This window comes from Acetobacter ghanensis (assembly GCF_001499675.1).
Taxonomy (GTDB): domain Bacteria; phylum Pseudomonadota; class Alphaproteobacteria; order Acetobacterales; family Acetobacteraceae; genus Acetobacter; species Acetobacter ghanensis.
On the sequence record NZ_LN609302.1, the window covers coordinates 2,368,363 to 2,381,089 of the forward strand.

The window sequence follows — 12,727 nt, forward strand, 5'->3', positions numbered from 1 at the left end:
CAGAGGCGAGAGGCCTTACATGCAAAGACAAAGCAGCAGAACGGCAAAACGGGTGGGGGCTATAAACCCCCACCCGTTTTGCACAGGAACGCCAGACGGTAAGGTCAGCAGGCTCAGGCTGAGCGGGCCTGCTGCTCCCCTTCCACACTAAAGCCAATAATTTTGGCGTAGTCACGGGGCACGATCTGCCAGAACTGGGGCAGAACCTCATCCCACTTATGCAGCAGCATGGAGGCATAGGCCGAGCCTGTTTCCTCCACATGCCGCTCAACCAGAGCGCGCAGGTTTTCCGCCCATTTGGGGTCCGTTACACGGGACCACAGCAGGGCTTCGGGGTTAATGCGCTTGGTAAAGCTGTCGTTGCTGTCCAGTACAAAGGCCATACCGCCGGTAAAGCCCGCGCCAAAGTTGTCGCCCACTTCACCCAGCACCACAACGGTACCACCGGTCATGTATTCGCAGCAGTTGGAACCGCAGCCTTCAATAACCGCTGTCGCGCCGGAGTTACGCACGGCAAAGCGTTCGCCTGCCTGCCCTGCGGCATACAGCTCACCCGCCGTAGCCCCATACAGCACCGTGTTGCCAATAATGGCGTTCTGGTTGGACACCAGCGTGGAGGACGGAGACGGACGGACCGTAATGGTCGCGCCAGACAGGCCCTTACCCACGTAGTCGTTCGCATCGCCCAGCACTTCCAGCTTGAGGCCCTGCACCGCAAACGCCCCAAGGGACTGCCCGGCCGAACCACGCAGGCGCACGGTCAGGTGGCCCGGAGCCAGCGTTTTCATGCCGAACTGGCGCACGATAAGCGAGGAAATGCGCGTGCCAATGGCGCGCTGGGTGTTCTGCACGTTGTAGTGCAGCTGCATTTTCTCACCGTGGTCGAACAGCGGACGGGCATCGTTAATCATCTGCGCGTCCAGCGTGTCGGGCACCTCGTTACGGCCTTCAAGCGTGCAGTAACGGGCAAACGGCCCCGGATCTGCCTGCGAAAGCAGGGAGTTCAGATCCAGATCGTCCAGATAATCCGCCCCGCGGGAAACCTGACGCAGCAGGTCCGTGCGGCCGATAATCTCGTTCAATGTACGGAAGCCAAGGGAGGCCAGAATGTTCCGCACATCCTCCGCAATGAACGAGAACAGGTTGATCACCTTTTCCGGCGTGCCTTCAAACTTGGCGCGCATGGCCGGGTCCTGCGAGCACACGCCAACCGGGCAGGTGTTGGAGTGGCACTGGCGCACCATAATGCAGCCCATGGCCACAAGGCTGGCTGTGCCAATACCAAACTCTTCCGCACCCAGCATGGCGGCGATCACCACATCACGCCCGGTTTTGATGCCACCATCGGCACGCAGGCGCACGCGGTGGCGCAGACGGTTGAGCATAAGAACCTGATGCGTTTCCGCCAGCCCCAGCTCCCACGGCAGACCCGCGTATTTGATGGAGCTGACCGGGCTTGCACCCGTACCCCCGGAATGACCGGAAATAAGAATGGCGTCCGCCTTGGCCTTGGCCACACCTGCTGCAATGGTGCCAATGCCCGAACGGGCCACCAGTTTAACGGTTACGCTGGCATCGGGGTTGATCTGCTTAAGGTCATAAATAAGCTGGGCCAGATCCTCGATGGAATAAATATCGTGGTGCGGCGGCGGGGAGATCAGCGTGACCCCCGGCGTTGCATGGCGCAGCTTGGCAATAAGCTCGGTGACCTTGAAGCCGGGCAACTGCCCGCCCTCACCCGGCTTGGCACCCTGAGCCACTTTAATTTCCAGCTCACGGCAGTCGTTCAGATACTGCGCGGTCACCCCAAAGCGGCCAGATGCCACCTGTTTGATGGCGGAGGATGCGTTATCCCCGTTCGGGCGTGGCTTGGCGCGTGCCGGGTCTTCCCCGCCCTCACCGGAATCGGATTTTGCGCCAATCCGGTTCATGGCGATGGAAAGGGTTTCATGCGCTTCGGGGCTGAGTGCGCCGAGCGAAATAGCAGGCGAGATCAGGCGTTTGCGCAGCTGCGTAATGCTTTCCACCTCTTCCACCGGAATAGGCGTACGCCCTTCGCGGAAGTCGAGCAGGTCACGCAGGGCTACAGGCGGCTGAGCGCGCACGGCATCCGCATAACGCTGGTAGATGGTAAAGCTGTCTGTTGCCACCGCGGTCTGGAGCATATGGATCAGCCCGCCATCAAATGCGTGCTGCTCCCCACTACGGCGCAGTTTGTACAGCCCGCCAACCGGCAGGGTCAGCGCGGAAGCGGAACCCCAAGCCTGCTCGTGGAAGCTGAGCGTGTTGCGGGCAATACCCGACAGACCAATACCGGAAATGCGCGAAGGCATACCGGGGAAGAACTCCGCCGTAAGCGCGCGGGACAGGCCCACGGCTTCAAAATTGCAGCCACCACGGTAGGACGCCACAATGGAAATACCCATTTTGGACATGATCTTGAGCAGACCCTTGTCCACCGCCTTGCGGTAGCGCTCCATGCACTCACGCAGGCTGCGGCTGCCAAACAGGCCACGGCGATGGCGGTCGGCAATGCTTTCCTGCGCCAGATACGGGTTAACCGTTGTGGCACCCACACCAATGGTCACGGCAATGGCATGCACATCCAGCGCCGTGGACGTACGCACGTTGAGCGACGTGAAGGTACGCAGGGACGTGCGGACCAGATGGGTATGCACAGCACCCGTTGCCAGAATCATGGGGATGGAAGCGCGGTCGGGGGACTGGGCCTCATCCGTCAGGAATACATGGGTGCAGCCGCCGCGCACACTTTCCTCCGCCTCGCGGCGGATACGGGCAATGGCCTCACGCAGACCGGCCTCACCGTCCTTTGCGGGGAAGGTGCAGTCGATCACGCTGGCAGACGTACCGCAGAAGCCACGCAGGGCCTCATACTCGCCCGACGTCAGAACAGGGCTGGGCAACTGGAGCATGTCGCACTGTTCAGCCGACTGGTCCAGAATGTTGCCAAGGTTACCCAGACGCGTGGCAAGGCTCATCACCCCCGATTCACGCAGGCTGTCGATGGGCGGGTTGGTCACCTGGCTGAACATCTGGCGGAAATAATGCGACAGGCCACGGTAACGGGGCGAAAGCACGGCCAGAGGCGTGTCATCCCCCATGGAGCCAATGGCTTCGCTTGCATCTTCCACCATCGGATGCAGCAGGGTTTCCAGCTCTTCCAGCGTGGTGCCCACAGCCAGCTGGCGGCGGCGCAGTTCGTCCCCCGTGTAGTAAACCGGCTCGGTCACCTCGGAGCGAACAAGATGGCCGATCTTCTGGGTGCGCTTGATCCAGTCGGAGAAGTCCTGACGGGAGGACAGCTCATCGAGCAGTTCGCTGTTGCCGTAGAGTTTGGCCTCGTCCAGATCCACACCAATCATCTCGCCCGGGCCAAGGCGGCCACGGCTGACAATGGCGTTTTCGGGCACGCGCACCATACCGGTTTCGGAGCCCACAATCAGCAGGTTATCCGTGGTCACCGTATAACGCAGCGGGCGCAGGCCGGAGCGGTCCAGCCCGGCCACAACCCAGCGGCCATCGGTCGCGCACAGGGCGGCGGGGCCGTCCCACGGTTCCATAACCGCGTTGCAGTAGGTGAACATATCCCGGTGGGCGGGCTTCATGGACGCATTGCCACCAACGCTGGCCGGAATCATCAGCGCCTTGGCTGCTGGCGCGTCCCGCCCGGCAAAGGTCAGCAGTTCATACACGTTATCCAGCGTTGCCGTATCCGACCCACCAGCCTGCACCAGCGGTTTGATATCCGCCATCCACGGGTCAAGGTCCGGGTGGGACAGACGCGTTTCGTGGCTTTTCATCCAGTTGATGTTGCCCGAAATGGTGTTGATTTCACCATTATGGGCAAGGCGACGGAACGGCTGCGCCAGCTTCCATGTGGGGAAGGTGTTGGTGGAATAGCGCTGGTGGTAGATCGCAAACCGGCTGACAAACCGCTCATCCAGCAGGTCCGGATAGAACTCTGTCAGATGCTCGGCAAGGAACATGCCCTTGTAAATAAGCGAGCGGCAGGAGAGCGAGCAGATATACAGGTCAACCTGCGCGGCAATGGCGGCTTTTTCTATCCGGCGGCGAATGACGTACAGATCGCGCTCAAACGCTTCTTCTGTCTTGCCCGGCAAGTTGCGGATAAGGATCTGCTCAATTTCCGGCCGGGTTGCATTGGCTTTTTCACCAATGCAGGAGGTGTCGATCGGCACCTGACGCCAGCCATAAATGCCGTAACCAAAGGCCAGAATCTGGGTTTCGATAATCTGGCGGCACTGTTCCTGCGCCACAAAATCGGTCTTGGGCAGAAACACCTGCCCCACGGCAATCGGGCCATCGCTCGGGCGGTCACCCGTGCTGGTAATGGCATCGGCAAAAAATTCCTGCGGGATTTCTACATGAATGCCTGCGCCGTCACCCGTTTTACCGTCAGCATCAACCGCGCCGCGGTGCCAGATGGCCTTCAGGGCTGCAATACCGGCTTCCACCACTTCGCGCCGGCGCTTGCCGTCCAGTGCGGCCACAAGGCCCACACCACAGGAATCACGCTCGTCCGCCGGGTCGTACAGACCATCCAGCGCCTGCACGTTGGCGTCCCACGCCGTCAGAAACTCTTCACCGCTTTCAGCGGAAACAGTGTTCGAAAACTGTTCCATATCCATTATCCCTGCTCCGCCGTACGAGCCATTGCATCGGCCTTAATCCACTGGTGGATGCTCTGGGCGGCTTCCCGCCCATCCTTGATCGCCCACACGACCAGACTGGCCCCACGCACAATATCCCCTGCTGCAAATACGCCGGGCAGCGAGGTCATAAAGCTTTTCTGGTCCACCTTGAGCGTACCCCAGCGCGAGGTTGCCAGTGCGGGCTCATTCCACAGCTGCGGCAGGGGTTCAGGGTCAAAGCCCAGCGCCTTGATGACCAGATCAGCCTCAAGCGTGAAGGAAGACCCTTCCAGCGGTTCGACCGACTGGCGGCCGGAGGCATCGGGCAGGCCCAGCTTCATGCGGGATGCACGAACCCCTGTGACATGCGTATCACCAAGGAAGGCTTCGGGGGCGGCCAGCCATTCAAACTGTACGCCTTCTTCCTCTGCATTCTTCACTTCACGCGCGGAGCCGGGCATGTTGGCCTTGTCGCGCCGGTAGAGGCAGCGCACCGATTTGGCACCCTGACGAATGGCCGTACGCACACAGTCCATGGCCGTATCGCCACCACCCAGCACCACCACGTTTTTACCCGCGGCATCCAGCGCCTGCGCGTCTTCTGGCAGAGTATCCCCCAGCGAGCGGCGGTTGGAGGCGGTCAGGTAATCCAGCGCCTTTTCAATGCCCGCAAGCCCTGCGCCGGGGCCGCCAATCTCGCGCGATTTGTAAACGCCGGTCGCAATGAGCAACGCATTGTGCCGCCCGCGCAGTTCAGCAAAGGAGAGTTCCCCTTCCCCGCTGCCAATGCCCTGCCCCAGATGGAACACAACGCCGCCTTCTTCCAGCAGTTCATGCCGCCGGGACACAATGTGTTTTTCCAGCTTAAAGCCGGGAATGCCGTACACAAGCAGGCCACCCACGCGGTCGTACCGGTCATACACATGAACCTGATACCCTTCTGCGCGGAGCTGGTCAGCCGCTGCCAACCCTGCCGGGCCCGCGCCAACAATGCCCACGGATTCCTTACGCTCGCGCACGGGGCGAACCGGCTTGACCCAGCCGTTCTCGAACGCCGTATCGGTTACAAACCGCTCAACCGCACCGATTGTCACGCTTTCGAACCCCGGTTCGATCACGCAGTTCCCCTCGCACAGGCGGTCCTGCGGGCAGATGCGGCCACAAATCTCAGGAAACGTGTTGGTTGCGGAGGATACGCCATAGGCTTCCTCCAGCCGCCCCTGAGCAGTCAGCATCAGCCAGTCGGGGATGTTGTTCCCCAACGGGCAGTGGACGGAACAGAACGGCACACCACACTGCGAGCAGCGGCTTGCCTGCGTTGTGGCCTGCTCGGGCTTAAAGTCATTGTAAATTTCGTCAAAATCCGTCCGCCGCGCAGCCGCCGTGCGTTTTTCCGGCTGCTTTTGCGGAACGGAGACAAATTTCAGCATCTTGGTTGTCATACGCCATCCCCGGTGCAAGGGCGCGACAGACAGATCTCGCCCCCTAAAATCAAGCAGGAGGGAACGTGCACTTTATCCCTTCGGATAAAAAGACAGCATTGCTGACCTATTTTAATTTTAGGCCCAAAATGACGCCAAAACCTCTATTTTTTAAAAAATAAAAGGTCTCATTTCGGACCATATTTTATCTAACCTACCGCTGCGGAACAAAAACGCCAGATTGCCCACCGCCAGCCCTATACCGCTCCAAATAAAATGGTACACAGGCCCGCACGCTCTGCGGCACAATACCCAGCACCTCAAACCCCGATTCCGCAGGCGACACAACATTATCCTGCGAGAGCATGAGCAACTGGTCACGCGTTAGCATTTTGCCCGGCAGGCGTTCCAGAACAGCCGCCTGTAACCGCGCCACCACATCTGGCACGCGCACAATGGGCTTATTCCGCTGCGTCTGCTGCAAGGTAAAGGCGGCAATGTCCTGCATGGTCATGACCTCTGGACCACCCAACTGCCAGACACGACCAGCAAGGTCCGGCGTAGTGGCCAGACGCGCCACAACCTGCGCCACATCACCCACATAAACAGGCTGCACGCGCGTGGTTGCCCCATAAACCGGCATAAAGGGCGCATAGCGGGCCAAAGCCCCAAATAGATTAAAAAATTTATCTTCCGGCCCAAAGATAACAGAAGGACGAACAATGGAGGCATCCGGGCGATATTGCCGCACCAAAGCCTCCCCCGCTGCACGACTGCGCCCGTAAGCCGATGGCGCCGTATCCGACGCACCGAGCGCAGACATATGGACATAGCGGGCACCCCCCGCCTCCGCCGCCAACCGGGCAACACGCCCTGCGCCCTCCACATTGACCGCCTGCAAACTCTGCGAGGAGGAAGAAGACAGAACCGCTGCAAGATTAACCACAACCTCGGCCCCACGCACCACGCAGGCAACAGTGCTATCGTCCAGCACGGAGGCATAAAACGGCGCAACCTGCCCCACGCGCCCCATAGGCCGCAGCAAAGCCCCCAGATCTGGCCGCCTACTGGCAACCCGCACCATGTATCCGGCCTGCGCCAGACACTGCACAACGTATTGCCCTACAAAGCCGTTCCCACCCAGCACGGCAGCAATTCTGTTTCCACTCATGCCCGTATCCCTTTTAATACCCTGCGTTCTGCACGCCACACGCACTGTGTTGCATTCATTCCGAACAGGCCAGAGCAGGGGCTGACACAAATTCGTCAAAAAAAATCATTTTACCTGTTGACGCTAGCAGGCCTGCGGGGTAAATGCCTCTTCACCAGCCCAGAACACTCCGGGTTGCCATTTGAGCCCAGATGGCGGAATTGGTAGACGCGCAGGTTTCAGGTACCTGTGGCCGAAAGGTCGTGGAAGTTCGAGTCTTCTTCTGGGCACCAAATTCTTCTTCCAAAGAATTTACTAAGTCAAGCAGCCCCCGCAAGGGGGCTTCTGCTTTTTCAGGGCCCCGCAGCCTCACCAAGCCGCCGGGCATAGCAACATTCTAGCCCGCAAGCCCTGCCCCAGCCGATGCAAAATATAGATTAACTGCCCGGCACATAGCGCCCGCCACCATGGCCCTATGCCCCGCCTGCCGCAAAGCAGCCTCATCCAGCCGATTGGACATAAAGCCCATTTCCACCAGAACAGAAGGAATCTGGGCGGATTTGAGAACGGCAAACGCAGCATGGCGATGCGGATGCGTTAAAAGCTGCACGCGGGACTGAAAAGCCGTCACAACAGCCTGCGCCATGTGGGAAGACCCCTTGCGCGTTTCTTCCGTTACCAAACTGGCCAGAATACGCTGCACCTCGGGCGAGGCCCCATGCACCATGGGACCACCAAACCGGTCTGCGCTGTTTTCAGTCCGGGCCAGATCCGCCGTCTGGCTATCGGACGCGCCATGCGCATGGGTGTACACGCTTGCGCCCCTTACACTGGCATTGTGCAACGCATCCGCGTGCATGGAAATAAAGAGCGATGCACCATGCTGCTGGGCCATATCCACCCTGCCACCAAGCGGAATAAAATGGTCACTGGTACGTGTAAGCGCCACACGGTACCGCCCGGTCGCCAACAACTGACGCGAAAGCTCCTGTGCGGCAGCCTCAGCCACATGCTTTTCATATGTTCCAGAAAAACCAATGGCTCCGGGGTCCTTCCCCCCATGCCCAGGGTCCAGCATGACGAGCGGCTTGGGGGGCGCTGCCCGCCCAACCACGGCTGGCGCATGAACGGGCACCTTTTTGCCACCCGCAACAGTGCGTGCAAGGGCTGCCCCGCCACCGCAAGCCAGCACACCCCCAGCCACGGCACCAAGAGCCACGCCGGACAGGATATTTCTGCGCAGCATGGGTTGATGCGAGGATGATGGATGCAGCAGAAGCGTGTCCGACCGTACCTGGTCCGGCCTGTGCGGTGCCATAAAGCGCGCCTTCATACCTAGTTTTCTATGGTAACAAGTGTGCCCGAAAAATGGCAAAAAAATAACCACTCATTTACAGCCCAAAGCCTTTATTACGAATAGCTTGCAGTCTTGCGGTATTTGGGCCATGCTTAATGTGCATGGCATCTGGGCATGAGTGTACCTGCCGTGCGCCCTGCTTGTTTTTTCTTTTGGACGTTGTGTCTGCGCGGCATTATCCGCCACCACCTTACGCCCAAAAGCCTTAATTAAGCGATGACTGAAGGATACAAGACCATAGCTCGCCCCATTGCCCTGAGTATCTCGGCCAGACCACAGGCATCCGTATGCCTGCCGGGCACTGGCACGCGGCTACCAGCGGGCCTTGCAGGCACCTTCGGTTTTCCTGTTCACGCCTGTTTATATCCGCTGGAAGCGCCCCTGCTCCGTGCTGCGCCACGTTGGCAAAAGCGCCGCTCAGGCTGGCCACCAGCGCACCGGAGTTTTTCTTTTTATGTCAAAGCGGATGCTGATCGACGCAACACACGCAGAAGAAACGCGTGTTGTTGTGATGGATGGAAATAGACTTGAAGATTATGATGTTGAATCTGCTGCAAAAAAGCAGCTCAAAGGCAATATCTACCTAGCCCGCGTTATTCGCGTAGAGCCCAGCCTGCAGGCCGCCTTTGTTGAATATGGTGGCAACCGGCACGGCTTTCTTGCCTTTAGCGAAATCCACCCGGACTATTACCAGATTCCGGTTGCCGACCGTGAAAAGCTGCTGGCCCTGCAGGCGGAAGAAGAAAACCTGATGGAGGACGGCGCGGCCGACTCCGATGAGGACGATGCTTCCAGCAACGCTGACGACACCGAGCAGAACGAAGCCCGCAACACAGCGGATGCCGAAACACGCGAAGACGGTGAAGACCAGCAGGACACGCCTGAATACGTAAGCGGTGAGACCGACACCGGCGAAGAAGCCCTTATTCAGAAGCGCATTGCCCGCTTCCTGCGCAATTACCGTATTCAGGAAGTTATCCGCCGCCGTCAGGTTCTGCTGGTGCAGGTCGTTAAGGAAGAACGCGGCAACAAGGGTGCTGCGCTCACCACCTACGTCTCGCTCGCTGGCCGTTACTGCGTGCTTATGCCCAACGCCCTGCGTGGTGGTGGGGTTTCGCGCAAGATTACCTCCGTGGCCGACCGCCGCCGCCTGCGCGACATTGTGAGCAGCCTGAACCTGCCCCGCGGCATGGCCATGATTGTGCGGACCGCAGGTGCCCAGCGCCCCGGCCCCGAAATTACGCGGGACTGCGAATATCTGCTTCATCTATGGGACGACATTCGCGAGCATACGCTCCAGTCCATGGCTCCGGCTCTGATTTACGAGGAAGCCAGTCTGGTCAAACGCGCCATCCGCGATGTGTACACGCGGGATGTGAGCGAGATCGTGGTGGATGGTGAGAGCGGGTGGAAAGCAGCACGTGACTTCATGCGTATGCTCATGCCTCAGCACGCCGAAAAAGTGCGCCTGTGGAGCAAGGAGCACCAGCCCCTCTTCACCCACTACCACGTAGAAGGGCATCTGGATGCCATGTTCTCCCCGGTGGTGTCGCTCCGGTCGGGCGGGTATCTGGTTATCAACCAGACCGAAGCGCTGGTCGCCATTGACGTGAACTCCGGCAAGGCCACCAACCAGCGCAATATTGAAGAAACCGCCTTCCGCACCAATCAGGAAGCAGCGGATGAAGTGGCCCGCCAGCTCCGCCTGCGCGATCTGGCCGGGTTGATTGTCATTGACTTTATTGACATGGAATCCCGCCGCCACAACGCCACAATCGAACGCCGCCTCAAGGACGCGCTGCGCCATGACCGCGCCCGTATCCAGATCGGCTCCATATCGCACTTCGGGCTGTTGGAAATGTCCCGCCAGAGGCTCCGCCCCTCTGTGGCGGAAGCTGCCTTTACGGTTTGCCCGCACTGCAACGGTACCGGCATGACCCGCAGCGTGGAAAGCTCCGCACTGCATGTGCTGCGCTCCGTGGAAGAGGAAGGCGCACGCCGCCGTGCCTCCGCCATTACGGTGCATGTGGCGGCCGAAATTGCGTTCTACATCCTCAACAACAAACGGGACTGGCTGGCCAACATCGAGCAGCGCCACCAGATGGAAGTGCTGTTCTCCCCGGACAACACACTGCCTGCGCCGGAAATCCGCATTGAGCGGCGTGGTCATGCCCGCCCGGCACAGGCTGCCCAGCAGCAACTGCCGCCGGTTGAAAACGTGGACGTGGACACACCCGCAATTGCTGCGGCACCAACCGCCGACACGCCAGCGACGCCTGTTCCGGAAACAGCAGAAGCCGCTACGGGGGATGAAGAGCCACGTCGTCGCCGCCGCCGTCGCCGCCGTCGTGGGGGTAACGGGAATGGCAACGGCAACGCCGCGGCACAGGGCCAAAACGGCACATCTGCTCCGACGGAAGGCGCGGACGAGGCCGAAAACGCGGCACCTGCAACAGACGATGCCGCTCCGGCTGCACCCGTTGCCGCACAGCAGGACGCAGCGGATGGGCACCTTGTGCCCGGTCGCCGCAGGACCCGCCACTCCCGCGTGCAGCGCCAGAACACCGAATCGGCTACGGAGCAGCGCGTTACCATTGAGGAAGGCCCAACCCCCCGTCCGCAGCGCGCGGTATGGACAGGCCCAACCCCGGCCAACCCGTTTGGTGACGGACCAGACATTTTTGAACTGCTGGAAAACAGCGTGCAGACCAAATCTGCCCCTGCCCCCGCAGTCAAGGAAGTTGTCCGTACGGATGTGGTTGTCGAGGCCCCCGCTCCTGCTTCGCAGGCGGAAGCTCCGGCTGAGGTTGAGGCACCTGCGGCCCCTGCCAAGCCCACCCGCCGCCGCACAACACGCAAGACGGCTGCTGCCAAAAAGGCAGAAGCCCCAAGTGTGAGCGCCGAGGAAGCGCCGGAAGCAACACCCGAAGCCACCCCGAAGGCTGATACGGACGTCGCCGCCGAGGCCGCGCCCAAAAAGCCAACTCGCCGCCGTACAACGCGCAGCAAGGCCGCTGCGGCAGACACGGCAGCAGAAACGGTGCAGGATGCCCCCGAGGCCCCGCAAAGTGCTGAGCAGGCCGAACCCAAAAAGCCGACCCGCCGCCGCACAACGCGCAAGACCAGCAAGGACACCGCTCCTGCGGCCGAAGCCACAGCGGCACCTGCTGCTCCCACGGAAGAAAAGGCCGAGCCTCTGGTGCAGCCTATCGTGATTGAGGACAGCCCGCCCGCCACCCGCCGCCGCACGGGCTGGTGGAAACGCTAAAACCCGCATTGTATTCTGGGTGGGAGGCATTTCTTCCACCCAGAATACAGGCTGCCGGTTTTTCTTCCCGGCCACGTTGTGTTAGGAGAGCAGGCTGCATTTCAATGCCTTGCCTGCCGGAGTTTACATGAACCAGTCCCTTTCAGACCGCCAGACCGCCAACGCGCTTGGTTCGGGCCATGACGGACAAATGGTTCTGGCCCTACCCAAAGGGCGTATTCTCAAAGCCGTAACCCCCCTTATGGCAGGCACGGGCATGGCCCCTTCGGCCGATTGTCTGGGGGACAGCAGCCGCAAGCTGCGCTTTTCCACAGAAGACCCCGGTGTGGATATTGTGCGCGTCCGATCGTTTGACGTCGCCACGTTTGTTGCCGCTGGCGGTGCACAGGTTGGCATCTGCGGTTCCGACGTGCTGATGGAATTTGACTACCCCGAAATTTATGCACCGCTTGATCTGGGCATTGGGGCCTGCCGCATTGCCGTGGCCCAGCCTGCCCACCTGCCGCACGACCCGCAGGAATGGGCGCGCTGGTCGGAGGTGCGGGTCGCAACCAAGTACCCAGCCATCACCCGCCGCTTTTTTGCGGCACGCGGTATTAACGCAACCATTGTACACCTGCATGGGGCTATGGAACTGGCACCCATGCTTGGCCTTTCCCGCCTGATTGTGGACCTGGTGGACACGGGTTCCACCCTGCGCGCCAACGGGCTGAAAGAGGTTGAGACCATTGCTCAGGTTTCCAGCCGTCTGATCATCAACCGCACGGCGCTCAAAACCCGCCCCGACCAGATTGACGGCATTCTCTCCCGCTTCCGCAATGCGCTGGCGGGAACCACGACCGCTGCGGAATAATGTAA

6 protein-coding genes and 1 tRNA gene are annotated in these 12,727 nt (G+C 60.4%); 3 read left to right on the plus strand and 4 right to left on the minus strand.

The window, feature by feature from the left end:
- Window positions 1-113: 113 nt before the first annotated feature.
- The 3 genes from gltB to AGA_RS11040 all read right to left on the minus strand — a co-directional run bounded on the left by gltB (window position 114) and on the right by AGA_RS11040 (window position 7,265).
- Window positions 114-4,670 (minus strand): glutamate synthase large subunit, encoded by a 4,557-nt coding sequence (gltB, locus tag AGA_RS11030; protein WP_059024339.1) that lies wholly within the window; start codon window positions 4,668-4,670, stop codon window positions 114-116.
- Entirely contained in the window at window positions 4,670-6,115 is a 1,446-nt protein-coding gene (locus AGA_RS11035) for an NAD(P)-dependent oxidoreductase (RefSeq protein WP_059024340.1), read from the minus strand. The genes gltB and AGA_RS11035 overlap by 1 nt, the downstream gene beginning before the upstream one ends.
- A gap of 193 nt (window positions 6,116-6,308) precedes the next feature.
- The gene (locus AGA_RS11040; RefSeq protein WP_059024341.1) at window positions 6,309-7,265 is read right to left on the minus strand and encodes a complex I NDUFA9 subunit family protein; all 957 of its coding nucleotides are present in this window, start codon (window positions 7,263-7,265) and stop codon (window positions 6,309-6,311) included.
- 185 nt (window positions 7,266-7,450) lie between these two features.
- Between AGA_RS11040 and AGA_RS11045 the strand changes: the two genes are divergently transcribed.
- Window positions 7,451-7,537 (plus strand) — tRNA-Leu (locus tag AGA_RS11045).
- A gap of 104 nt (window positions 7,538-7,641) precedes the next feature.
- Here the strand turns inward: AGA_RS11045 and AGA_RS11050 are convergent.
- Entirely contained in the window at window positions 7,642-8,490 is an 849-nt protein-coding gene (locus AGA_RS11050; protein ID WP_059024843.1) for an N-acetylmuramoyl-L-alanine amidase family protein, read from the minus strand.
- Between the two features lie 565 nt (window positions 8,491-9,055).
- Here AGA_RS11050 and AGA_RS11055 point away from each other — a divergent pair.
- Both AGA_RS11055 and hisG read left to right on the plus strand, forming a co-directional pair.
- Window positions 9,056-11,869 (plus strand): Rne/Rng family ribonuclease, encoded by a 2,814-nt coding sequence (locus tag AGA_RS11055; RefSeq protein ID WP_231946137.1) that lies wholly within the window; start codon window positions 9,056-9,058, stop codon window positions 11,867-11,869.
- A gap of 127 nt (window positions 11,870-11,996) precedes the next feature.
- Window positions 11,997-12,722 (plus strand): ATP phosphoribosyltransferase, encoded by a 726-nt coding sequence (hisG, locus tag AGA_RS11060; protein ID WP_059024343.1) that lies wholly within the window; start codon window positions 11,997-11,999, stop codon window positions 12,720-12,722.
- Window positions 12,723-12,727 lie beyond the last annotated feature (5 nt).